Raw genomic sequence first — 23,287 nt, forward strand, 5'->3', positions numbered from 1 at the left:
ATGGCAAATAACAGCCAGTCTAACTGCATATTACCGAAGAATTTTAGCCCCTAACCGATGATAAAAGGGTGTTTTACTAGCCGCATGCTTCGGTTGATGCGCCCCCGTAATCAAGGGAATGTACATGACCCGCCGACGACTGGCAGCGCCTAGGTTGGGCGACTGTTCGACGCGATGCCACAGGCTACCATTGTGAATAGTCAGGTCACCCGCTTCAATATCAAAGCCAACTTCGCGGGGATCGGGGCGATGGTCGATGAACTGCCGTTTGCGAAACAGCGTCATCAGTGTGTTTTGTTTGTGGGTACCGGGCAACACACGCAGGCCGCCATTGCTCATAGGGCAGTCGTCTAGGTGTAGCCCCACATTGAGCATCGGCTGGATACGCTGACCTAGAAATAAATCGCGCGGGCTATCGGTATGCCAGCCCATGCGTGAGAACGAGCTTTCGGGTGTGCGAACGTAGTGGTTGACTACCAGCCCATCTTTCTCCTCTTCGCCAATACGCCCGCTATATGGTTGAAGTAGTTGAGTTAACCCCTGTAACCTTTCGTCCCGCAAAAAGGCATGCAATACCGGACTAAATAAGGATGCGAAGGCAAACCGTTGCACAATAACTTGCCCGTTTTCGTCGCGGCCGTATTTAATTGGTGTGCCATTGATCTTATCTACTTTATCGGTAATCCAACTTGCTTCAACGCGCTGCAATTCACGCAAAAAAAGTTGTACACGCTCACGGCCAACAAAGTTCTTGATGTGTAAAAAACCGTTCTTAGTAAAGAAAGCGATCTCGTCTGCGGTCAAGGATTGAGCAGGAAGGACAGAAACCAGAGTACCAGATAATGCTACCATTGAAATTAAGACTAGTGTCGATTGATATGATTAATTATTAAATCTATTTACTATACAGATTAAGTATAGTATTCTTGACAAATAAACGTAAACATTCGTTTACAAGATTTTTGTGTTGAGATTTCCTGGTTAGTGTAACACAGGCAAACGGAAGAAACTTAGCAACAACACACACCCATCAATATAACCACATGGGCGGGTACAGAATGGGCGTTCGGACGCAAAATAGTCTGTTGTTGATCTAATTTCATGAGATAATGGGCCATTTTCACTTTAGTCCCCTAGTTTGATAGGCAAAGATGGATAGTGATTTTACCAATTCCAAATTTTTTATTTCCCCAAATCCAATGAGTAGGTAGAACTAATCCAAATAATCCTTTAACGATTTGTAATCTAAAGAAGAATATTTTGTTTTTTTTGAATATATGAATCTAAAATCAAGTTCTGTCCAAAAATGAAACACACTTTACGAGAAAAGGCAAAAATCTGCTTCCTGGCGCTCTGGTCTATATTGCTGATTAGCCATGCAACGCAGGCGCAGGACCACCGGCTAACAGGTAGGGTCACATCAGGCAAAGATCAGCAACCCATTCCAGGCGTTAATATCCTGGTAAGAAATACCCAGTTAGGGACTACTACCGATGGTAATGGCAACTTCACGCTGAATGTTCCGGCTAATGCAACGCTGGTCTTTAGTGCCATTGGGTATGCAGGCAGCACCGTGGATGTTGGCAATAAGACCCAGCTAAACGTTACCCTTCAGGAAGCCGAGCAGAGCTTGGGCGAAGTTGTTGTAACCGCACTTGGTATCAAGAAAGAAGCCAAACGCCTGGGCTATGCTACGGCCATTGTCAACCCCGAGCAGGTAACAACCAATCGATCGGTTAACTTTATCAATGCGCTACAGGGCAAAATTGCCGGGGTAAATATCTCCAGCTTAGGCACGGGCGCTGCGGGAACAAGTAAGATTCGTATTCGGGGTCAGTCGTCGTTCTCAGGACAAAATTCGCCCCTGATCGTTATCAATGGCGTACCGGTCGATAACACCAACTTTGGGCAGAACAACGGCAACACGGGCAGTGATAACTCCATTGGTAGCCGCGACCGGAACTACTCCGATGGTGGCGACGGACTATCATCCATCAACCCCGACGATATTGAAGGTATGACCGTTTTGAAAGGGGGTACTGCTGCGGCTCTGTACGGCTCCCGTGCTAAAGATGGCGCTATTCTGATTACAACGAAAACAAAGGGTACGGGACAGGGAATTGGGGTAACCTATAACATGAACTATACGAGTGATCACCCGCTCGACTACACGGATTACCAGTATGAATACGGGCAGGGTGAATATGGCGTTCGGCCCACGGCCCCAAATCCAACATCGGGCGTGTGGAGCTTTGGCGAGAAGTTTGCCGGTCAGACACAGGTGTTATTTGGTGGGCTAACGGTGCCTTATGCTCCTGTGCGTAACCGGATCAACACTTTTTATCGGGATGGTTCGACTATGACCAACTCCATTGCGGTTTCGTCGGGCAATGAAAAAGGAGGATTCAACCTCTCTGTTTCTAATCTGGACAATAAGGGCATTACCCGAAATAACTCATTTAACCGCAAAACCATCAACCTTGGGTTTAGCTACAACCTCTCCCCGCGCCTTTCTGTAACGGGTTCGATGAACTACTCCAACGAGTATAACAAAAACCCGCCCCAGATTGCTCAACAGGATAACAGTACGCCTACCGTTATCTACACGCTGGCCAACTCTATGCCGCTCGACGTGCTGGAAGCGAATCAGATCAATCCGGCAACAGGTAATGAGTTCATTTACTCCCGGTTCATGAACCGGACAAACCCTTATTTCGTCCTTAACAACAAGTTTGAGAACATCCGTCGGGATCGCCTGTTCGGCAACATTTCGGCCCGCTATAACGTCACCGACTGGTTGTATGTTCAGGGGCGTGTAGGGCAGGATTACTGGTCCCGCGATCAGGACTATAACTTCCCAACGGGTCAGGCTTCGCTGGCCGCAGCACCGGCCGGTTTTGTTAACGGGGCCTATGTACAGGAAGCCCGCCGATTCCGCGAAGTCAACACCGATTTCCTGATTGGGGCCAACCGCAAATTTGGCGTCATCGGCATTGATCTGACTTTGGGCGGCAACCAACTCTATCGCCGGTCGGATTTGAATAGTGTTCTGGCAACTGATTTTGTTGTTCGGGGGCTTTACACGCCACAGAATGGCCGGGTAAAAGATCCGCAGTATAGTCTGAGCGAACGTAAAGTGAACTCGTTGTACGGAGCCGCCGAAATATCTTACAAAGACGTTCTCTTTCTGAACGGAACCGTCCGGAACGACTGGTTCTCGACGCTGTCTCCGGCAAACCGCAGTATCTTATATCCGTCGGTAACGGGTAGCTTCGTCTTTTCGCAAGCCTTCAATAATTTACCCAGTTGGCTGAACTTCGGTAAGTTACGGGCGGCTTATGCCGAAGTGGGTAGTGATGGCGATGTAGGCCCCTATTCGAACAACTTGTTTTATGGCGTCAATGCCAATTTATTCCCCAACCCGTCGGGCAATGGCCAGCCGGTAGGGTTCATTACCTCCAACACGGTTCCCAGTGCCACGCTGAAACCAAGCCGGGTTGCCGAAACTGAAGTAGGGCTGGAGTTGAAACTGTTCAACAACCGGGTGGGCCTGGATGTAGCCGTGTACAACAAAATTACCAGCGACCAAATCGTTGCCAAACAATCCTCTGATGCGTCTGGCTACACAAGCTCGCTCATAAATAGTGGCCAAAGCCGCAACCAGGGTATTGAAGTTTTGCTAAATATGTCGCCGGTTCGGACAAAGAATTTCTCGTGGGACGTAACCCTGAATGGTTCCTATAACCAGACCAAATTGCTAAAGTTATTGACCGATACGCCGGGCGAGCAAATTGTGGTGGGTACGGGCATTTATGTTGGTGAACTCCGCCAGGTGGTCGGTCAGCAATTAGGCCAGTTGTACACCTATGGTTATAAACGTGATGCGCAGGGCCAGTTGATCAACGGAACAGATGGCCTTCCTGTCCGTACCGATGCGCCGGTTTCATTTGGTTCAGCTCTGCCCCGTTTTATAGGCGGTATTACTAATGGCTTCAATTATAAAGGGGTGAGTTTATCCTTCCTGATCGACTTCAAACTGGGTGGAAAAATGATATCAGGCACCAACCTGAATGCTTTCCGCCATGGCCTGCAAAAGGAAACCTTAATTGGACGCGGAGAAGCGGATAACAAAATGGTTGGCCCTGGCGTAAACGCCAATGGCGAAGTAAATGCGGTGCGTGCTTTTGTGCAGGATTACTATTCGGTAGGGCGCTCCAAGAGTCTCGGCGAACAGGTGGTTTATGACGCTGGTTTATGGAAACTTCGCCAGATCAGCCTCGGCTATGACTTCACGAAGGTGCTGCCTAAAAATCTGTTTATCAAAGGTGTACGCCTGAGCGCAGTAGCGAATAACGTAGCCATCCTGAAAAAGTGGGTACCCAACATGGACCCTGAGCAGTTCGGTTTTAGCTCCGATAATTTGATTGGTCTGGAATCAACAGGCTTGCCTACAACCCGCAGTATAGGCTTTAACCTGAATGTTAAATTCTAAAAGCCCCAACTTTATTACTTCCATGAAAAAGACACTTTTATATATACCGCTGGTTGCCCTGCTCTTTACGACGAGCAGTTGCGATAAAGGGTTTGACGAATTGAACATCAACCCAACGGCGGCAACAGCGCTTAACCCCGTTTTCACGTTCAACAATGCCATGATTGGCACCTCCTTTCCGGGAAGTATACTAACTTTCGAAGAGCCTACTGTTCAGCAGATGTTCACCCCGAACTCAGGCATCGTTGCCGGGGGTAATTTTAATATCGACAACCGGGGCCCATCGGGTGTGAATGGGGGTATCTGGCGGCAATATTACCAGAACGTCGTTCGCTATCTGGTCGATGTTATCAACCAAACCAAGTCAGATGCTAACCGGGCCAATCTGTATAACATGACCCGTATCTGGAAGGCATATACCTTTAGTGTACTGACAGATACCTACGGCGATATCCCTTACAGTCAGGCGGGTGTAGGCTATATTTCGGCTAATGTAACGCCGAAGTATGACACACAGGAGAGCATTTATAATGATCTGATTAAGGAGCTGACCGAGGCTACAGCTGCACTAGATGCCACAAAGCCAACCGAAGCCGGTGAAATTACGTATGGGGGCGACATTACGAAATGGAAAAAATTCGGCAATTCGCTGCTGCTTCGCGTGGGTATGCGCCTGTCGAAAGTGAATGCGACTCTGGCACAATCGACGGTCCAGAAAGCTATTGCAGGTGGGCTCATGGTCTCCAACGCCGACAACGCGCTGGTTCGTAACAATGCCAACTACACCAATAACGTAGGGGCTACCGTCAACTCGACCGAAGCAGCCAACTACTACCTGACGAAAACCTTCGTAGACTATCTTAAATCAACCTCCGACCCTCGTCTGGTTTCTATTGCCGTTCGATATGTAGGGGCAAAAAGTGGTCCTGAACAAACGGCCACCCTGGCCAGTCGTGATCCGGCTACGCAGATCGGAATGCCCCTTGGCTACGACAACGGCACCATTCCAGCCCGCGCCACCATCGATCTTGGTATCCCGTTCTTTTATGGATACTCACAGTTAGACCGTACTCGTATGGGTAGTCAGTTTGCGCCCTGCTATCTGGTCACTTACGCCCAAACACAACTGTTACTGGCCGAAGCAGCCCAGCGCACCTGGACGACAGGCAATGCCGCCGACTACTACAATGCGGGGGTTACGGCACACATGAAACAGCTAGCCGATTATGGAACGACATCGGCGGTAGCAGATGCCGACATCAGCACCTACCTGACCAAAAATCCGTATGTGGCGGCTAAAGGGCTTGAATTGATCAATACGCAATACTGGATAGCCTCTTTCCTGAACGGCCCCGAGGTATTCGCCAATTTCCGGCGGAGTGGCTTTCCTACACTGACGCCTAACCCCTATCCGGGCAAAGAGATAAAAGGCAATTTCATTAATCGCTTATCCTACCCGGATTCGGAGCAGTCAGTAAATACCGCTAACCGGCAGGAAGCTGTTGCCCGGCAGGGAGCAGACAACCTGGACACTCACGTTTGGTGGGATAAATAGAGTAGAGTACTAGAGCGGGTGGCCACCCGCTCTAGTGTTTTTCAAACACTACATCAGCAAAGTAGCTCTTGCCATCAGTGAACCAGCCTGTCATAGCAAAGCCCGTTTGTCGGGCGAGTTCCTCGATCTGGTTCCGGGTGAATTTTCGGGAAATCTCGGTATGAATGATTTCGCCGTATTGAAACGGCACCTGCATACCAAGCGCGTTAACATCTACCGTTTGCGCTTTCTGGCTCACTAGATACGAGCGAGCTTCACCGTTTTCGGGATTATAGGTTTCGTAATGATCGAAAGCAGCCAGATCGAAATTAGCGTCGAGGTCGCGGTTTATTCGCCGGAGCAGGTTCAGGTTGAACGCCCGCGTCAATCCCTGACGATCATTATAGGCCGTATGAATAATGGCAGGGTGCTTTTGCAAATCGAAACCAGTAAGTACCAAATCGCCCGGCTGAAGGCGGTCATGGAGCTGCTGATAAAACGCTATAGCCTCATCGGGTGCGAAGTTGCCAATATTAGACCCCAGAAAGAGAACCACTTTCCGACTGTTGCTCTCACTCGATAGCAGCTCAAGGGCGCTGAAGTAATCATCGTGCCGCGGATTAAGCTGCAAATCGGGCCACTGCTTCCGTAAATCAACAACTAATCCTTCAAGGGCATCCACCGAAATATCAATGGGTGCATAGGTAAAATCGGCTTGCTGGTCTTCGAAGTGTCCAATCAGAATTTTCGTTTTCAGCCCATCTCCTGCACCTAATTCCACCAATTCGAATGGGCGATTATCGAGCATAAACTGCCGGAGCAAATCAGCTTTGTGCGTATCCAGCACTTCATACTCAGACCGGGTCAGGTAGTAGTCTGGGGAGCGCATGATTTCGGCAAAAATCCTGCTCCCTTCGGCATCATAAAAAAAACGCGACGACAGGCGTTTAGGCGTTTGCTGTAAGCCTGTACGTACTTCATCAACTAATGCCGGATCAATATCACTACTAACTGTTTGTGGTTCCAAAGCTATTGATTCGCTAAACGTATTCCGGTATATTGCCATCGTTTGTCGGGTTGAAAAAAATTGCGGTACGTTGGTCGGGAATGACCCTCGGACGTAGCTACCGATGCCCCGCGTAAAACCATCTGGCTACTCATAAATTTGCCGTTGTATTCACCCACGGCCCCTTCGGCAGTAATAAAGCCGGGATAAGGCAGGTAAGCAGAGTTCGTCCACTCCCACCGGGCGCCCCAATTGAGTTGTTGATTTGAATCCACGGCGGCCGAGTCCACGGCGGCAACTTCCCACTCGAATTCGGTTGGCAGGCGTTGGCCTTTCCAACGTGCGTAGGCATCGGCTTCGTAGTGGCTTACATGGCAAACCGGCGCATCCAGATCAACAGGCTTCAGACCGTCGAAGGTATAATTCCACCACTCGCCATCAACCTGATGCCAATATAAAGGTGCCTGAACAGCATTTGTTTTTACCCACGCCCAGCCATCAGAAAGCCAGTGCCGGAAGTTCTGATAGCCTCCCGCTTCCACAAAGGCCAGATACGCTTCATTCGTAACCAGATTTCCGGCAAGCGTCGTTTTGTTGAGGTACACTTTGTGTGCGCCCACTTCATTATCGAAGTAGAACGAACCAGGCTGCTGATTTTCATTTGCTTGATAACCAACGGTGTAAATTCCTTCGGGAATGACCAAAGACGGGCGTGAAACCGACAACGGATTTTCCAGAATGGGCATCTTAATGGCGGGCTGCAATGGATTGTGGCCCAGAATAAACTTGATATCGGTAATGAGCAGTTCCTGGTGTTGCTGCTCGTGGTTCAGGCCGAGAATAATTAGTGCGTGAAGTTCGGGCGATAGGTCGGCTGTGTCCAGAAAACGACTCATTTGCTCGTCTACATACGCGCGGTAGGCATACACACCCGCTACGGTTGGACGGCTGAGGTTACCCCGGTCGGTTCGCAGAACGCGCTTTCCAACTGTTTCGTAATAGCTGTTGAAAACGTAGCTGAAATCCTGATGAAAAATGCGGTAATGGGGCGCATTAGGAACCAGTACAAAGTTTTCCCAAAACCAGGTCGTATGCCCTAAATGCCATTTCGGCGGACTAACATCGGCAACGGGCTGAACCACATAATCTTCGGTTTCGAGCCCCCGGCATATAGCCTCAGAATGAAGCCGTACGCGGTAATAGTGTTCGGTAAGCGTTTGTTCGGCAATCATTCTTATTGTCATTAGGAGTTGTCCACTAGTCTATGGACAACTCTGGTATTAAAAACGAAAAACTAAGGTTCTTGTTTAATACCCAACCATTTGCTCATCAACGTAACACCAAAACCAGCGTTCGCCCGGTTCGGCTGAGGCCACTACCGGGTGTCCGCTCGCATGAGAATGCTTTGTTGCATGGGTATTGGGCGATGAGTCGCAGCAGAGTGTTGTGCCGCACGTCTGGCACGTTCGTAAATGCACCCACGAATCACCCGTTTTGATGCATTCTTCGCAAACGTATTCCTCAGCCAGACGAACTTCCGTCAGCGAGGAGAGATGAGAACAGAGAGTTGGTTTAAGCATAAAAGTTGAGCGGGTGGAAACCCGCATTATAATTGAATGGCGAATTTTACCCGCCCCATGTTAGCTCTCGGCCAGATATTTGTGAACAAAGCTCACGGCCATAGCCCCTTCGCCCACGGCTGAAGCAACGCGGTTCATGGCTCCGGCCCGAACATCGCCAGCCGCAAAAATACCCGCGCTACAGGTTTCAAGGGAGAAGGGCTCCCGCTCATAGCGCCAGACCTGTTTAAAATCGGCGTACTTGGCCAGGTCGCGACCCGTGGCAATAAACCCTTTGGGGTCTTTTATAATGTCCATCTCGATCCAATCGGTCAGGGGTTTGGTGCCGATGAAAATAAAAAGGCCAGCCGCCTGTACGGTTCGGCGTTCTTTTGTGTTCATATCTTCCAGTACCAGACATTCCAGACGTTCATTTCCCAGTCCTTCCATCACCTCTGTACAACCCAGCACCGTAATATTTGGCGTCTTTTCGATCTGCTCGATCAGGTATTGCGACATGGTTTCGGACAGATCGGGCCGACGAACGCAGATAAAAACCTCCGATGCCGTTCGGGAGAGGTACATGGCTCCCTGCCCCGCCGAATTACCGCCCCCAACGATATAAACCGGCTTGCCTTTAAAGGCAAAAGCCTCGGTCGTTGCGGCCCCGTAGTAGACACCCGCTCCCGTATATTTCTGGAGACTTTCGTTGTCCAGCTGGTGATAAGACACGCCCGTACTGAGGATAATTGACCGCGCAATAACTTCGCTGCCGTTGCCCAGATCAATGTGTTTGTATTGCCCCTGCGACTTGATCGACATTACTTCCTGAGGAGCCAGAAACTCCACACCAAAGCGTTGCGCCTGGGTAATGGCCCGTCGGGTAAGGTCGGCCCCGCTAAGGCCATTGGGGAAGCCGAGGTAATTTTCGATTCGTGAACTGGTACCAGCCTGACCACCGGGAGCACGTTTGTCAATCAAGATCGTTTTTAATCCTTCCGAACCACCATACACCGCTGCCGCCAATCCGGCTGGTCCGGCACCGATGATAGCCAGATCATACAACCCTTGGGATGCCTTGGGTTGCAGGCCCAGCTTTTCGCCCACATCGGCCAGTGTAGGCTGCCTGAGGGCGTTACCATCGCCAAGAATGACCACAGGAAGATCGCTTGTGGTCAATTTGTGCAAATCGAGGAGCTCCTGCGCTTGTGGATTATTCTCAATATCGAGCCATTGATACGGGAACAGATTACCCGCCAGGAAATCCTTTAACTCATGCGAGCGGGGCGAAAACTGATACCCGATCAGTTTCAGACCTTCAAAAGCGGGCCGGTAATTCGACTGCCAGTCGCTCAGCAAATCGTCCAGCACGGGGTATAGCTTTTCTTCGGGTGGGTCCCAGGGTTTGGCAATGTAGTAATCCAGCTGCACGTCATTAATGGCCCGAACAGCCGCGTCGATGTCGGAGTAGGCCGTTAACAGCACCCGTTTGGCATTCGGAAACGCCTGCTTGGCCTGCATCAGAAACTCCACGCCCGTCATACTCGGCATTCGCTGATCTGACAAAAACAGGGCAACTTCCTCCCCTTTTTTCTTTAGTTCAGGCAAGGTATCGAGGGCTTCCTGTGCCGAACTCGTACACAGAATCCGATATTTTTTTCGGTATTGCTGCCGCAAATCGTGCTGAATCGCCTGCAACACCTGTTGATCGTCGTCGATGGAAAAGATGATTGGTAGTTTCATAAGGTTTAAAGAGCGAAAGAGTGAAAGAGCGAAAGAGCGAAAGAAATGGCACGTCAGCCACTCTTTCACTCTCTCGCCTTTATACCGGTAAGCAAACGCTAAACTCGGTATGACCCGGTTTTGACTCGACTTTAACGGAGCCATTGTGGTGTTTGATAATGCCCTGAACAATATCGAGGCCGAGACCGGTGCCTTTGCCTATTTCTTTGGTCGTAAAAAATGGTTCAAATATTTTATCGCGTATGTCCTCCGGAATCCCGGCTCCATTGTCGATTACTTTTGTCAACACAAACTCCAACCCCTCGTTTGCCGACCGTTTATCGAGCTCACTGACAATTTCGAGTTTGCCGCCATCGGGCAGGGCGTCTATGGCGTTGTCGATCAGGTTGGTCCAGACTTGGTTCAACTCACCCGGCCAGCCACAAACAACGGGCAGATTGTCGGGAATCGTCAGCTTCAGGTCAATGTGTTTGCTTTTGATTTTATGATCAAGCAGGGTAAGCGTACTTCGAATACCTTCGGCAAGCAGCACGTTTTCCTTACCCCCGCCCCGATCCATGTGGGTATAATTTTTGATTGAGCCGGTCAACGTTGCTATTCGCCGGGAAGCCTCGCCAATATCGGAAACCAACTTCTCAATTACCAGATTATTTACTAACCAGTTGGCCACACCCACCAGGTTCCCGTCGCCAATTTTTTCCAGTATCCAGTCCAGATCATCGACCGTAAAGCCAAACTCAACCAGTGGGCCTGCCAGATCGGTACTGTCGTCGAGGCCATGATCGTCGAGCCAATCCGTAACATCATCTTCCAGACTGGTTCGTTCGAGCAACGTTAGGCGTTTGGTATCGGGCAATAGCTGGTTGTCAACTTTCTTGAAAAATACCTCGGTTACACTATCCACCTGACTGGCCGTCAGTTGCAGACTCATAACTGTTTTGAAGGCTTCGGGCGTAGCTCTTAAATGGCTTTTCAGCGTATCGACAGAACGCACAACGGCGGCAACCGGGTTGTTCAGTTCGTGAGCCAGCCCCGCCGACAACCGGCCCAGTGATGCCATTTTATCGGTCTGCTGAGTTAGTTTGGTATAATCCCGAACGCGGGTCGTCATCTGATGCACCAGCGCTTCCGTTAGTTCATAGCAGTTATGTATCAGGTCGTGCAGTTTATCGCGGTGGAGCCGCAAAAGCCGGGTCGGTGTTGTAGACACCAGCCGATTCGGGATGGTTTTCATCCGCGAAAAAGGCAATACGCCAAGAACTGAGTAGGGGTCGTAGGTAAGAATCTCGTCGTTGGCCCCGCCCCCGTCGATGCGAATACGACCTTCCAGCAACAGCATCAGGTACTCAACCGGCTCGTTCGGCTTGTAAAACACCGTTTCTTCGGGATACGATACCTCTTCGGCCCGGTCAATAACCCACTGAAGCTGCTCGTCCGGCACGTTCGCTAAAGCCGGAAACTGGTGTAGTGTTTCTAACAAATTCATGGAAAAGAAGAGGTTGACAGACAGACTGGTAACCAATTTTAAAACAGATTGGTTACAGGATTAGTCCGAACCACCTAGCTAATGCGTCTACCAGTTCTTTTGCTTTGCCTGCTGGCTTTTGCTTTTCGAGCCGACAAGCCCGCTTACCGTCTCTATACCCCTGCTCTGAAGTCCACCTCTTATGCCAAATTGCTTCGCCAAGCGGCCGAGGCCGATGTTGTTTTGTTTGGCGAACTGCATAACAATCCCATTTGCCACTGGCTTGAGTTTCAACTAACAAAAGACCTGCAGGCAATCCGAAAAGGAAACCTTGTGCTGGGTGCTGAAATGTTTGAGGCCGACAATCAAACCGCTCTCAGCGACTACGTACAGGGCAAAACGACTAGCAAAGAACTGGCAGTACAAGCCCGGCTCTGGCCCAATTTCGATACCGATTATAAACCTATTGCCGACTTTGCCCGTGAACAGCATATTCCATTCATTGCTACAAACGTGCCGCGCCGGTATGCCCGCCTGGTTTCGCGTCAGGGACTCTCCGCCCTCGACACGATTTCTGCCGATGGGAAACGACAGGTAGCACCGTTACCCATAACCGTTGATTTAACGTTACCCGGCTACAAAGCCATGATGGAGATGATGGGGGGAACCGACGGAAAAGCGGGGGCTGGCCAGCATGGCTCGCAACCCGACATGACGGCTAATTTTGCGCGTGCTCAGGCCATCAAAGACGCGACAATGGCCTATTTTATTCTCCAGAACTGGAAATCAGGCCAAACCGTTCTGCACTTCAACGGGGATTATCACTCCAAGAATTTCGAGGGTATTGTCTGGTATCTCCGTCAGAAACAACCAAACTTAAAAATCCTGACCTTATCCTCTGTCGAACTATCCGACATCGAAAAGCCCGAAGTCGACAACCGCAATCTGGCCGACTTCGTGTTAGCCATCCCCGCCGATATGACGAAGACGTATTAAGGTGAGGTGTATTAAACAGCTTGGCACCGGCCACCCGGCCAGCTGTTTGCGTGAGTTGCTATCTTACAAACAGCTAGCCGGGTGGCCGGTGCCAAGCTGTTTAATACACACCCTTAACCCTGTGTTTTCTTTTTTGCTTTCGCTCCTGCCTTAGCCAAATTCTGTTCAACCCTGTATTTTGTAATTTTTGCAATTAACTCCAGCGGCAGCGGTTCATTGAGAGGAAACTGAACAGATCCTTTTGCTCCTTTATAGCCAGATAGTTCTTCTTTGAACGCGTCCAATCCCTGCGGTGCCGGATAGAAACCAATGTGGTTTTTGAAAGCCGCAAAATGCACCAGATTCCCCTTCAGTTTTAACGTGGGCATTCCGTAACTGATCGCTTCTTCGGCATCGGGAGCGGCAGTTCGAACGGTTTGCCGCATATGTTCCAGAAGTATCTGAATTTCTGGAGGGAACGCAGTGATGTAGGCGTCGATTGTTGTAACTGAACTTTTTTCCATGATGGATCGGTGTGATTTTGTAGCCGGTATCTGTTTAGAATAGGCTCACTGCAGATGCACGGTTACTAAATTTCCTCTTAGCTCAACAAAATCAGAATCGGCATCGCTCTGAACGGCCGCTTTTTTACCATTCACCTGCCAATCATGATACTTGCCTTTGGAGAAAACCAGCTTTACGGTCCATTCTGGTTTCTTCTGCGTAATTGACAGCGTCAATTGCTGACCTGCTTTTGCGTAATCCATCGACAATAGGTTATCACCTACGGTCACTTTTTCGACGCTGGCTTTGTCCCAGTCGCTTGGCATTTGCGGGTGAACGGTAATTAATTTTCGTGACGCTTCCGGCTGAATACCGAAAAACTGTTTAATGATCGGAACAGCATAACTGTACATGTTCCAGGCCTGCGTAACCATCCCGTAATCGGGCGACACTTCATAAATAGAGCCCGGAAGGGCGTAGCTGAACGTTTTTGTCATTCGTTTCAAATAGCCCAGCGCTTTGTCTGGATGGCCGTATTGATTTTCGCCAATGGTCGCTACGCCCGTGGGCAGTGTCATCACCGCCCCGGTGTAGGTAAATACTTTTTTATTTAAGGTGAACGACCCCTCGTCGTTTCCCGCCGATTCGTCGCGGTCGATTCCCGTTACAAACACGCCAAACGGATTCGTAAATTTGCTGGCCGTCTGGAGGGCAATATCGGCTTTTTCGGGATCAGCTACACCCGTTTCCATCGGCGTGTTGACTACCCAGTTATGGTGTAGTACAAAGCCTTTTTTAGTACCCTCGGGCAATAGGCGCAGCTTTTGTTGGGTAGCTTTCAATTCGGCAACCGCCCAGGGCTTGTGCAGGGTATCTGCCCGAATAATGGCTCCGTCAACAAGCTGCAAAGCCTCGGCTTTTGTTCCGATGAAATCGGCGTATGAGCCGCTTTCGGGTACCCAGAAATCTGTATTTATCTTCGTTTTCAGGGTGGAAGCCTTCTCCTGATAATTCATCGCCAGCGTTTTGTCGCCGAGCTCCGACGCCATGTAGGCGGCATTGGCAAAAGCTTTCTGCGTGTACACCGCTACGTCGATCATCTCGCTGTTCATGCCGTGTATTTCCATCATGCCAAAGCCATCGGGCAACAGGTTTTTATCTTTGTCGTTCTCCGCCAATAACCAGGTCATGCCCTTTTTTACCGTCGGGAAGTATTTCTGAAGAAAACCCTTATCACCCGTCCATCGGTACACTTCAGCAATCATGCTGGCAAACTGGGGCACTTCATTCAAGTTTCCGGGATTGAAGACAGCTCCGTTGGTCGATACTTCATGGATGATTCGCCCGTTTCCGTTTTCCTTTTCGGAGATTTTATTCAGCAGGTCGACGGAATCATACACCAGTTGCCGGTTTCCCGTTGTGATTAGTCCCGATAGGGTATAACACCCATCGGCACCAAACCACCACGGGTAATCGGGCAAGCCCGCCGACATGCCCCGGCCTATTTCGGGCACTTCCCGTATCAGCCAGTCTGAATTGTATTTTACCCAGCGAAACGCCTGTTCCAGTTTTTTATCCGGTATATGTACCGATGCCATCTGGTCAATGGTAGCATAGCGACTTTTCTTGCTTGCCAGATACGTATAGGCATTTTTCTGAACATCAGAGAAAGTACGATTAGCCAGCTCGGCCGATTTATAGGAGCCTGCAATCGTAATTGGCACTTGTGTTTTCCCGTTGGCGGGCACCGTGATCGTGTACACCAGCGAAGCCGCGCACCCCTGCCCTGCCGACACAAAATCACAACTCTTATTCTGGTGATGCTGACTGGCGGGAACGTTGGCACCGAAGACGACGAACCAATCATTCTTTTGATCCTTAGCCAGCCAGGAATGGTTTTTGGCATCCCAGGTTGCCGCATCCGGCGCATCGACCATATTGGTCCGTTCGCCCAGCCAGGTAGGGCGTAGATCCGTGTGGCCCGTCCACGTAAATTGAAGCGTAAGCGGTTTGGCTTGCTTATTTATGAAGGTGTACTCCACCACCATTCCCTCTTTGTTATCGGGCACAAATTGGAATCGCTCAATGTCCAGCCCATCGGCAACCTGTTGGTATAGGTGCTTATTGGCAAAAGGGTAGTTAATAAATTCGGTTGCTCTATCCAGGCAAATCTGTTTTTGCTTGATGGACACAGACGCCGTAAAGCCATCCATCAATTTGATCGGATGATCCCAGATTCCGCCCATCTCGCCCGTAATGTGCCAGCCCAGATCAGGAAATTTCCCATCCTGATGACCAACCATATACAACCGATTGCCAGCCGTTACAAAGGGAGACGCCAGGTACGCTTTCTTACCAGAAATATGCTCGACTTGCTGCACAAGTGTTTGAAGCGGTTGCTGCGCGGCTACGTTTTGAACGTACACCGACAAAAGGGCAAAGGCCACTAAACTAACTGTATAGAGTTTATTTCTACAAAGAGTCAGTAAAGCCGACTGGCAATGGGTTTTCATTAGTTGAGGGTTATTTTAATGGGTAACGATTGGCTTACGCACGCTAGTTGAGCCGTTTACAAAGATACAGATTTACCAAAAGCAGTACTGTTATTACTACTTCATAAAGGTATAATCCTAATTTAACTTGCGAGATATGTGGCCTATTTTACAACGGACGGGTTTAGGTTTTCCGCTTTACCTAAGATTCCTGCGTCATCTTACCAATTTCACCCCTTGTAACAAAGCCCCACATACTCCGCCACCAACGCCCAACAATGGGCCTCACACTGCCAGCGCATTTGCATAAGGGGGCGGTCGGCGAACCGACGGAGCAGGGGTTGTTCGTAGGCCGTGAGCAGGCCCGCTATGAAGAAGTGAAAGGTGTCAAAATCCTGTTCGATACCGTCGAGATTGATTGGCGGAACCGATTCGTCCAGGCGACCTAACGAAGTTGCCAGTATGAGCTTCTCCACACGGTTTGTGGCGTTGACTAATTGCTGACGTGCATCAGCGATCAGGCGCGGGCGGATAGGTTCGAGTTCGGTAATGGTGAAAGCCGACATAAGCCGCGCCAGGTGGTAAATAATCAGGGATGTTCGGGCGTAGTGGGGCGCACAACGAAAGGGCTCTGATACATACCGTCCCGACTCCACAACAGACCGCAAATAGGTCAGTGAATCTGTGTCGTGCGAGTTACGTGGCAAGTCGAATTGATAAATGCAATACAGGGTATTGCTCAACGCACAGGCATCAAAATCAACACCCATGTTTTTTCCGAACCAGGTCGAGTAAGCACGTAAATCCCGATAATCAGGGTATGTATTTTTAATACGCTGCGGCTGGCTTCCGTTGGCATGCTGGGCCAGTTTATTTTTAAGCCAACCCTGTTCGTCGGGTGTGGGCGTGGTTGTCAGGTACACCATCGCCGTGTCGTCGATATCGTCGGGGATGCGGAAGTGTTCGAAATGGCGAAATACATAGCCGTTTGAAAAGTGCTGCGAGGGGCGTGTAGGCCAGAAATTATAGGTATTCAGCCCGTCTTTGTTCTGAAAAATCGGGTAGGCGGCTGTAGCCCGGCTGGCGATGTGATCAATTAGCAAACGGGTTTCGGGCAATGCGGACGAACGCAGCTTCTGCAACGTAAACACCGTGACCGCCGTAAAGAAGACATTAGTGTCGGGGCGACGGTAAAAAACCGCTGGATTATGCCGAAACGAAGCAAAGAGGCCGGTTTCGTCCTGCAAATCAGCAATCCGCTGAATGATACTGTCGATGGATAGAGCCGCCATATTTTCGTAAAAGTACCGTTTCATACGTTCTCTTTTTCCAGATTAAGGTTGGATATTTGCCGCCTGATTACCCTGATACAATCAATGCCAACTTTGATTTTATTCGATGACCCCGTCATCCGTACAGCTTTATTACCCTTCACGTTTACGCGGCCTGTGGCGGACATTCGTATCGGAACACTTACACTGGCCGAAAAATGGGCGCATACGCTTGGCCAAACGCCCTCGTATCTGACCGAACCCTATTTGCAAACGAAGTTTCCGCAACAGAGTAGCAACGATAATCTGTACATCAGTGGAGCCGTTTGCCCCACAGATGCCCTCAATCAAACCATTTCGGCCTTACCACCCAATACAGGACTGATTACCCACGATGGCTTACTACTGGCCTTACGGACAAACAGCCCATTAGCCACCGCCCCTATCGTAAACGACGACTACCCGTTCCGCACCTTTATGGAGCCGCTAATGATTGTTCGTCATTTGTGGGATATATTCGTTAATAACAGCGATCAACTGCGCGCTGATTTTGTGCGACTAACCACCGGACGAACCTCAGAGCCCATTATCGACCCCTTTACCCGTTGTTACGCGCCCGAAAACATTTTTATCGAACCGGGGGCTACCATTCGGGCGTCGGTTCTGAATGCAGAGGGCGGGCCTATTTATATCGGTCGAAATGCCACCATCAGCGAAGGCTCTATTGTTATCGGCCCATTTTCGCTTGGCGAAGGATCGACCGTGAACTGGGGCGGCAAAATGCGGAGCAATACCACTATTGGGCCCTTCTGCAAAGTGGGTGGCGAAGTAGGCAACTCGATTTTCTTCGGCTATAGCAACAAAGCGCACGACGGTTTTCTGGGTAACTCGGTCATTGGCGAATGGTGCAATCTGGGTGCCAATGTCAATAACTCGAATCTGAAGAACGATTACAGCAATGTAAAACTCCACTCCTATGCCACGGATCAACTGGAAGACACCGGACGGATTTTTTGTGGACTAATGATGGGCGATTTTACAAAAGCCGGTATCAGCACCATGTTCAATACGGGCACCGTAGTGGGCGTTAGTGCCAACGTATTTGGCGGGGGCTTTCAGCACAAACATATCCCCTCTTTTTCGTGGGGCGGTGCCGCTGATGGCGTCACACCTTACCGCATCGAAAAAGCGCTGCAAGTAGCCAGAGAAGCGTTCATTCGGCGCGACAAGGCATTTGACGAGGTAGAAGAAAAGATTTTGAAGCACATTTTTGATGTAACAACGGTTCTTCCAGACCGTTGAGCCGCCCAAGCGGCTACTATAGCCAAGCAAAGATAGTCGCTTACGCGACTCAACGGTCTGGAAGGACCGTTGCTACAAGATTATGCAATTCTCAGAAATAATCGGCCTGAACGAAACGAAGCAAATGCTGCTGCGGGCGGTGCAAACCAACCACCTGGCGCATGCGTTGCTATTCGATGGCCCGGCAGGAAGCGCCAATCTCGCGCTGGCGCTCGCATTGGCGCAATACGTCAACTGCGAAGACAAGCAGGCCGAAGATTCCTGCGGACGTTGTGCATCCTGTGTGAAAGTTCAGAAACTTGTGCACCCCGATATGCACATGGTTTTTCCGGTGACGAATCAGGGTAAAGGAAAAACATCAGAAACGTATTTGACCGACTGGCGGAAATTTCTGCTCAGTACGCCTTACCGCACCCTGCCCGATTGGCTCGAATCGCTGGGGGCTGATAACAAACAGGGAAATATCTCGGCGGAGGAAGCCCGGAATATTCTGCAAAAACTGTCGCTGAAAGCCTATGAGGGAGCGTATAAGATCATGCTCATCTGGCTGCCCGAACTCATGAACGTGACCTCGGCCAATGCCCTGCTGAAAGTGCTGGAGGAGCCGCCTGCCCAAACGCTGTTTCTGCTCGTAACCAACCAGTCCGACAAATTGCTGATTACCATCCTGTCGCGCACGCAGCGGGTGGCGATTCGGGCGTTTACGGATGAGGAAGTGGCTACATACCTGCGCCAGCACCTGAATGTGGACGAAACAACCGCCCGACGACTGGCCTATCTGGCCGATGGCAATCTGGCCGAAGCCCTGCAACTGAGCCAGCAGGACACCGGTTCGACTGATGAACATGCCTGGTTTGCCGAATGGATGCGTACCTGCTATCGGCAGGATTTAGTTGCGCTGGTCAAACAGGCCGACCAGTTTGATGGTTTCAGCAAGGAGAAACAGAAGGGTTTGCTGGATTACAGTATCCGGCTGTACCGCGATTTATTCCTGTGGCAACAGGGAGCCGCCGAATTACTCCGCCTGCCCGACGATGAAATGGCATTTGTAAAAAACTTTGCTAAAATATTGACCATTAATCACATTGAGCGCATTGTCCATGACCTTAACGAAGCCGCCTATCACCTCGAACGGAACGCCCGCGCAAAAATGATTATGCTGGATATGTCGCTTACCTTTAGCCGGTTGATCCGGTGAAATTATTGAATAGAACCGCACCGGCGGACTGGCAGATTTTTATGATGACTTAAGGTTTTTTAAAATCATATCTACACCCTATTGATCATAAAAATCTGCCGGTCCGCCGGTGCGGTTCCATAATGAAACCTAAGCCCAAGCAAATTATCGGCATGACTGATCTGGTTGATTTTCCAGATCTGGGCTTATTCGACATACAGGCCAAAGTCGATACAGGTGCGTTTACATCGGCCCTGCATTGTAAAGATGTGCGTGTAATACGGTTGGGACTTAAACGAAAATTGAGCTTTTGGCTGATCGATAAAACCGGACTACCTGCCCGCAAATTCCGTAGCGACCAGTTTAGTCAACGCATGATTAAAAACTCGTTTGGTGTGGCCGAATTACGCTACGTCATTCAAACCCGCATCGTTTTATTTGGCCGTACGATAAAAGCCGAATTTACCCTTGCCGACCGCGAACAACTCAAAAACCCGGTTCTTCTGGGCAGAAAACTATTACGCAACCGCTTCCTCGTCGATGTGTCGCAGAAGAACCTATCCTATGATGCCAAAGTCGCAGGCAACGTTTCCTCAGTAGCGCCGTCGGAAAACGACTAACACAGGTACCAACAACTCCTCACAGATAACTGAACACTGAATCGATGCGTATTGCCATTTTATCGGCCAATCCGAATTTATATTCTACCCAACGACTTCTCGAAGCCGCCAGACAGCGTGGTCACGAAGGAGTGGTTGTCAATCATCTGAATTGCCAGGTCATGATTGAGGGCGGCAAGCCTTCGATCCTGTACGAAGGCCACGAATTAGAGACATTCGATGCCATTATTCCCCGCATTGGCGCTTCTGTAACGGATTATGGCTGCGCTGTTGTCCGGCAGTTCGAGATGATGAACGTCTTTACAACGGGCAAATCGCAGGCCATTATGCGCTCACGCAACAAGCTTCGCAGCTTGCAGGTACTCTCAAAAGCGGGTGTCGGTTTGCCCAAAACCATGTTTGCCAATCATCCAAAAAACGGCGACGTAACCCAACTCATTAAGCTTGTTGGCGGTCCACCGGTCGTTATTAAACTGCTGGAAGGAACGCAGGGTATTGGTGTCGTGCTGGCCGAAACGACCAAAGCGGCCAAGTCAACCATCGAAGCATTTTATGGGCTGAAGAAGAACGTACTGGTGCAGGAATTCATTGCCGAAGCCAAAGGGGCTGATATTCGGGCATTTGTCGTTGGCGGTCGTGTGGTGGGAGCCATAAAACGACAGGGACTGGAAGGCGAATTTCGCTCCAATATTCACCGGGGGGGCAACGCCGTTGCTGTACAACTCACCCCCAACGAAGAGCAAACTGCTATAGCGGCCGCCCGTGCTCTGGGTTTGCGGGTAGCAGGTGTCGATATGCTCCCCTCCGACCGTGGCCCACTCGTGCTGGAAGTCAACTCATCGCCAGGGCTGGAAGGCATCGAAAACGCGACCGGCCTCAACGTTGCCGCCGAAATAATCACTTACATAGAAGATAAAATCCGCACCGACGAAAGCGACACGGTGGGAGTTTAAATGAATAATGTAAAGTCTTAATGAAAAATGAAGAGTGAAGAATGAATAATAAATAATTTTACCGATCAGTATGCTTTATTCTTCATTATTCACTCTACATTATTCATTTAATGCCCCTCGATCCTGATCTCAAAAAAGCCATTGTCCGAATGCCGGGTGTGGAGAAAGATAAATTATTACTGCGTCTGATTGCAAAAGACGCCGTACTAACCGAACGACTTCAGTTCGAGCTGGTTGAAGAAGGGAGAACCATCGACGAACGGCGGGGCCTGATCCGGGACTTCATTAACCGAACGGCCAATCTCCACGCCGATACGCCCGGCTGGCTCATGATGGATATGCGTACCGTGAGCGGCTACATCAGTCGCCACCTGAAGGTCACGAAAGACAAATATGGCGAGGTGGAATTGATGTTGTACATGCTCAATACGTTCTACGACAACAACGCGCACTTGCTTCAGAAGTACAACTCCCGCACCGACAAAGCGGCCGAGTACGTTGCCAAACGCACAGAACAGGTCCTAAAAAAAGCGGTGAAACTAGACCCGGATTATTACGTCGAATTTGTCGATGACATTAACAAACTGCTCGGCTGGGTGAACCACACGGCATCGGCACACTATGCCCGTCAGTTGAACTTGCCTAAAGAGTGGCTGGTGTGAGGCTGCTATTTGGATAAAAGATGGTCTGGTCACTCCTCAAAAGCCTACACATAAATGCGCTCCTGAACCTGTCAGGGTCACCTCTACCAAGTGAATACAAAATGTCAAGTCGCTCTGTCAGACTTATTTCAACAGATAATTAATACCAACATTAGCTTGCCAACGGTTATAATCTGGTGTTAAATAAGACGATTGTAGCCAGCTACGTTCAGCAGTTGCCTCTAAAGACCAGCGTTTCCCCAAGCGGTAATGCGCTCCTAGACCAGCGTTGGTTTGCCAGCTATTAGTACGTATACCATTCCTGGAAGAGGCTGGATCTACTGGATCATATTTGTCATATTTACTCTGGCCATACGTGGCACCAATTTTAGCAAAAAGCGCAAACCGACTACCGCGCAGAAAATAATATCTAGTCGACAACCCAGCACCCAGATACGTGAAGGTGTAAAACGAATTCGATTTCAGAGAACGACCTTCGAGCGCCACCGACCATCCACTGGCAAGAAAATACTGAATTTTGGGGCTATAAACAGTAGTTGTTGACTGACTCCCTTTGTACCCTTGCCCAACAGAAACACCTGCATGTACATGCCCCTTTCCAAGCAAATCCTGCTGATGCTTGCCAGGCACCTTTTGAGCGGATGCGACTAGAGGTAAGAAAATACCTAACAGTACTACACAACGTTTCATCATGATCATGTTCTAGTTGAGTCAATGATACTGGCATGATCAAATTGGTTGTAACGCGGTGCGGCTTTTAAGCTTTTTTAACGATCATTTTCAGGCAAGTGAACTGGTTCAGTTATAGGCTGACAGGAAGGCTGACCGTATCCGTTTCGACTACGTTACTTTCGTTCAAGTTCCGATCACGCACGCGTACCTGAAACTTGATGGGTAGTAGCTTATAAGTACCGGCATAAGTGAATACTTGGTTATACTTAAGTGTACCATTCTGAGGTACGATTGTGCTGCCCCCCAGATCAACAAAAAGCCTCTTGTTAACGGATGGCGTAATCTCTTCGAACTTGTTATTTACAAATTGAAACGCACGAATTTGGTAGTTCCCCCAAGTCTGATTACCAAATACACGCTTCAAACGAGTTGAATCACCGGGATCTTCACCCAGATCACCATCCGCATCACTAAAACTGATAGCGACCACCACAGAGTCCCGTTTTGCTTTAGTGGTATTGGCGGCAAGAGTAACTTTATTTATTGCTTTAAAGGCAATAACCGGCACAGGGTTGGCAGCCGGTTCTTTTTCAGAACAGGCTATAATCGAACTTGTTAGCCCAATCAGAATGAGTAACTTAACGAATAATAGCCGAGACATACAGGAACCTTTTTGAGTTGATTTTATTAAGATGGAAGACAACTGTTTTGGTGTGGTTAACGTCACCATTAGAGCAACCAAACATAAGAATTCAGAAGCGAAGACACAATCAATATGATAGGATTTTCATTTAAAATCTGATACACTATTGTGGTTAATCTTCCTTTGCGCGCAACACTAGTGTCACCCACCCAATAAG

General features: G+C 49.5%; 19 protein-coding genes. 8 read left to right on the plus strand and 11 right to left on the minus strand.

Annotated elements, in window-relative coordinates; all coding sequences use genetic code 11:
• Nucleotides 1–30: 30 nt before the first annotated feature.
• Nucleotides 31–852, minus strand: coding sequence for a phytanoyl-CoA dioxygenase family protein (locus CWM47_RS26950; RefSeq protein ID WP_100991690.1), 822 nt, complete (start codon nt 850–852; stop codon nt 31–33).
• Nucleotides 853–1,306: 454 nt separating this feature from the next.
• Here CWM47_RS26950 and CWM47_RS26955 point away from each other — a divergent pair, with 454 nt between their 5' ends.
• Together CWM47_RS26955 and CWM47_RS26960 are read left to right on the plus strand one after the other, a co-directional pair.
• Nucleotides 1,307–4,492 (plus strand): SusC/RagA family TonB-linked outer membrane protein, encoded by a 3,186-nt coding sequence (locus CWM47_RS26955; RefSeq protein ID WP_100991692.1) that lies wholly within the window; start codon nt 1,307–1,309, stop codon nt 4,490–4,492.
• Nucleotides 4,493–4,514: 22 nt separating this feature from the next.
• Nucleotides 4,515–6,047 carry a SusD/RagB family nutrient-binding outer membrane lipoprotein gene (locus tag CWM47_RS26960; protein WP_100994068.1) on the plus strand — a complete coding sequence of 511 codons (1,533 nt, stop codon included), beginning with the start codon at nt 4,515–4,517 and terminating at the stop codon, nt 6,045–6,047.
• 31 nt (nt 6,048–6,078) lie between these two features.
• Here CWM47_RS26960 and egtD read toward each other — a convergent pair whose 3' ends face one another.
• The 5 genes from egtD to CWM47_RS26985 form a co-directional block, all read right to left on the minus strand.
• Nucleotides 6,079–7,053: an L-histidine N(alpha)-methyltransferase gene (gene egtD / locus CWM47_RS26965; protein WP_240625487.1), complete on the minus strand. Its 975-nt coding sequence runs from the start codon at nt 7,051–7,053 to the stop codon at nt 6,079–6,081.
• Nucleotides 7,054–7,055: 2 nt separating this feature from the next.
• Nucleotides 7,056–8,264, minus strand: a complete 1,209-nt coding sequence (egtB, locus tag CWM47_RS26970) for an ergothioneine biosynthesis protein EgtB (RefSeq protein ID WP_100991696.1) — start codon at nt 8,262–8,264, stop codon at nt 7,056–7,058.
• A gap of 75 nt (nt 8,265–8,339) precedes the next feature.
• A complete protein-coding gene (locus CWM47_RS26975; protein ID WP_100994069.1) occupies nt 8,340–8,612 on the minus strand; it encodes a UBP-type zinc finger domain-containing protein in 273 nt (90 codons plus the stop codon).
• 60 nt (nt 8,613–8,672) lie between these two features.
• Nucleotides 8,673–10,334, minus strand: coding sequence for an FAD-dependent oxidoreductase (locus tag CWM47_RS26980; protein ID WP_100991698.1), 1,662 nt, complete (start codon nt 10,332–10,334; stop codon nt 8,673–8,675).
• 79 nt (nt 10,335–10,413) lie between these two features.
• Nucleotides 10,414–11,820 (minus strand): ATP-binding protein, encoded by a 1,407-nt coding sequence (locus CWM47_RS26985; RefSeq protein WP_100991700.1) that lies wholly within the window; start codon nt 11,818–11,820, stop codon nt 10,414–10,416.
• A gap of 81 nt (nt 11,821–11,901) precedes the next feature.
• On the opposite strand from CWM47_RS26985, the gene CWM47_RS26990 reads away from it, so the two are divergent.
• A complete protein-coding gene (locus CWM47_RS26990) occupies nt 11,902–12,795 on the plus strand; it encodes a ChaN family lipoprotein (RefSeq protein ID WP_100991702.1) in 894 nt (297 codons plus the stop codon).
• A gap of 113 nt (nt 12,796–12,908) precedes the next feature.
• Here CWM47_RS26990 and CWM47_RS26995 read toward each other — a convergent pair whose 3' ends face one another.
• From CWM47_RS26995 to CWM47_RS27005, 3 genes are all read right to left on the minus strand, one after another.
• Nucleotides 12,909–13,298, minus strand: a complete 390-nt coding sequence (locus tag CWM47_RS26995; RefSeq protein WP_100991704.1) for an iron chaperone — start codon at nt 13,296–13,298, stop codon at nt 12,909–12,911.
• A 45-nt stretch (nt 13,299–13,343) separates the two neighbouring features.
• A complete protein-coding gene (locus CWM47_RS27000) occupies nt 13,344–15,791 on the minus strand; it encodes an alpha-L-rhamnosidase-related protein (RefSeq protein WP_100991706.1) in 2,448 nt (815 codons plus the stop codon).
• 209 nt (nt 15,792–16,000) lie between these two features.
• On the minus strand, nt 16,001–17,062 hold the full coding sequence (locus CWM47_RS27005) for a hypothetical protein (protein WP_100994070.1): 1,062 nt from the start codon (nt 17,060–17,062) through the stop codon (nt 16,001–16,003).
• A gap of 84 nt (nt 17,063–17,146) precedes the next feature.
• Here CWM47_RS27005 and CWM47_RS27010 point away from each other — a divergent pair, with 84 nt between their 5' ends.
• From CWM47_RS27010 to CWM47_RS27030, 5 genes are all read left to right on the plus strand, one after another.
• Complete coding sequence (locus tag CWM47_RS27010) at nt 17,147–18,343, plus strand: putative sugar nucleotidyl transferase (RefSeq protein WP_100991708.1); 1,197 nt, start codon at nt 17,147–17,149, stop codon at nt 18,341–18,343.
• Between the two features lie 82 nt (nt 18,344–18,425).
• Nucleotides 18,426–19,541, plus strand: coding sequence for a DNA polymerase III subunit delta' (holB, locus tag CWM47_RS27015; protein WP_100991710.1), 1,116 nt, complete (start codon nt 18,426–18,428; stop codon nt 19,539–19,541).
• A 122-nt stretch (nt 19,542–19,663) separates the two neighbouring features.
• On the plus strand, nt 19,664–20,140 hold the full coding sequence (locus tag CWM47_RS27020; protein ID WP_240625488.1) for an ATP-dependent zinc protease family protein: 477 nt from the start codon (nt 19,664–19,666) through the stop codon (nt 20,138–20,140).
• Nucleotides 20,141–20,184: 44 nt separating this feature from the next.
• The gene (gene rimK / locus CWM47_RS27025) at nt 20,185–21,093 is read left to right on the plus strand and encodes a 30S ribosomal protein S6--L-glutamate ligase (RefSeq protein WP_100991712.1); all 909 of its coding nucleotides are present in this window, start codon (nt 20,185–20,187) and stop codon (nt 21,091–21,093) included.
• 110 nt (nt 21,094–21,203) lie between these two features.
• A complete protein-coding gene (locus CWM47_RS27030) occupies nt 21,204–21,755 on the plus strand; it encodes a hypothetical protein (RefSeq protein ID WP_100991714.1) in 552 nt (183 codons plus the stop codon).
• Between the two features lie 123 nt (nt 21,756–21,878).
• Here CWM47_RS27030 and CWM47_RS27035 read toward each other — a convergent pair whose 3' ends face one another.
• The gene (locus CWM47_RS27035; protein ID WP_240625489.1) at nt 21,879–22,448 is read right to left on the minus strand and encodes an outer membrane beta-barrel protein; all 570 of its coding nucleotides are present in this window, start codon (nt 22,446–22,448) and stop codon (nt 21,879–21,881) included.
• A gap of 109 nt (nt 22,449–22,557) precedes the next feature.
• On the minus strand, nt 22,558–23,088 hold the full coding sequence (locus CWM47_RS27040; protein WP_100991716.1) for a hypothetical protein: 531 nt from the start codon (nt 23,086–23,088) through the stop codon (nt 22,558–22,560).
• Nucleotides 23,089–23,287: the final 199 nt, after the last annotated feature.

The organism is Spirosoma pollinicola (assembly GCF_002831565.1).
In the GTDB taxonomy this organism is placed as follows: Bacteria; Bacteroidota; Bacteroidia; order Cytophagales; family Spirosomataceae; genus Spirosoma; species Spirosoma pollinicola.

Excerpts from the sequence above, each read along its gene's own strand:
- CWM47_RS26950 (WP_100991690.1), bottom strand. The coding sequence starts at position 852 with ATGGTAGCATTATCTGGTACTCTGGTTTCTGTCCTTCCTGCTCAATCC.
- CWM47_RS26955 (WP_100991692.1), top strand. The coding sequence starts at position 1,307 with ATGAAACACACTTTACGAGAAAAGGCAAAAATCTGCTTCCTGGCGCTC.
- CWM47_RS26960 (WP_100994068.1), top strand. The coding sequence starts at position 4,515 with ATGAAAAAGACACTTTTATATATACCGCTGGTTGCCCTGCTCTTTACG.
- egtB (WP_100991696.1), bottom strand. The coding sequence starts at position 8,264 with ATGATTGCCGAACAAACGCTTACCGAACACTATTACCGCGTACGGCTT.
- CWM47_RS26975 (WP_100994069.1), bottom strand. The coding sequence starts at position 8,612 with ATGCTTAAACCAACTCTCTGTTCTCATCTCTCCTCGCTGACGGAAGTT.
- CWM47_RS26980 (WP_100991698.1), bottom strand. The coding sequence starts at position 10,334 with ATGAAACTACCAATCATCTTTTCCATCGACGACGATCAACAGGTGTTG.
- CWM47_RS26985 (WP_100991700.1), bottom strand. The coding sequence starts at position 11,820 with ATGAATTTGTTAGAAACACTACACCAGTTTCCGGCTTTAGCGAACGTG.
- CWM47_RS26990 (WP_100991702.1), top strand. The coding sequence starts at position 11,902 with ATGCGTCTACCAGTTCTTTTGCTTTGCCTGCTGGCTTTTGCTTTTCGA.
- CWM47_RS26995 (WP_100991704.1), bottom strand. The coding sequence starts at position 13,298 with ATGGAAAAAAGTTCAGTTACAACAATCGACGCCTACATCACTGCGTTC.
- CWM47_RS27000 (WP_100991706.1), bottom strand. The coding sequence starts at position 15,791 with ATGAAAACCCATTGCCAGTCGGCTTTACTGACTCTTTGTAGAAATAAA.
- CWM47_RS27005 (WP_100994070.1), bottom strand. The coding sequence starts at position 17,062 with ATGGCGGCTCTATCCATCGACAGTATCATTCAGCGGATTGCTGATTTG.
- CWM47_RS27010 (WP_100991708.1), top strand. The coding sequence starts at position 17,147 with ATGCCAACTTTGATTTTATTCGATGACCCCGTCATCCGTACAGCTTTA.
- holB (WP_100991710.1), top strand. The coding sequence starts at position 18,426 with ATGCAATTCTCAGAAATAATCGGCCTGAACGAAACGAAGCAAATGCTG.
- CWM47_RS27020 (WP_240625488.1), top strand. The coding sequence starts at position 19,664 with ATGAAACCTAAGCCCAAGCAAATTATCGGCATGACTGATCTGGTTGAT.
- rimK (WP_100991712.1), top strand. The coding sequence starts at position 20,185 with ATGCGTATTGCCATTTTATCGGCCAATCCGAATTTATATTCTACCCAA.
- CWM47_RS27030 (WP_100991714.1), top strand. The coding sequence starts at position 21,204 with ATGCCCCTCGATCCTGATCTCAAAAAAGCCATTGTCCGAATGCCGGGT.
- CWM47_RS27035 (WP_240625489.1), bottom strand. The coding sequence starts at position 22,448 with ATGATGAAACGTTGTGTAGTACTGTTAGGTATTTTCTTACCTCTAGTC.
- CWM47_RS27040 (WP_100991716.1), bottom strand. The coding sequence starts at position 23,088 with ATGTCTCGGCTATTATTCGTTAAGTTACTCATTCTGATTGGGCTAACA.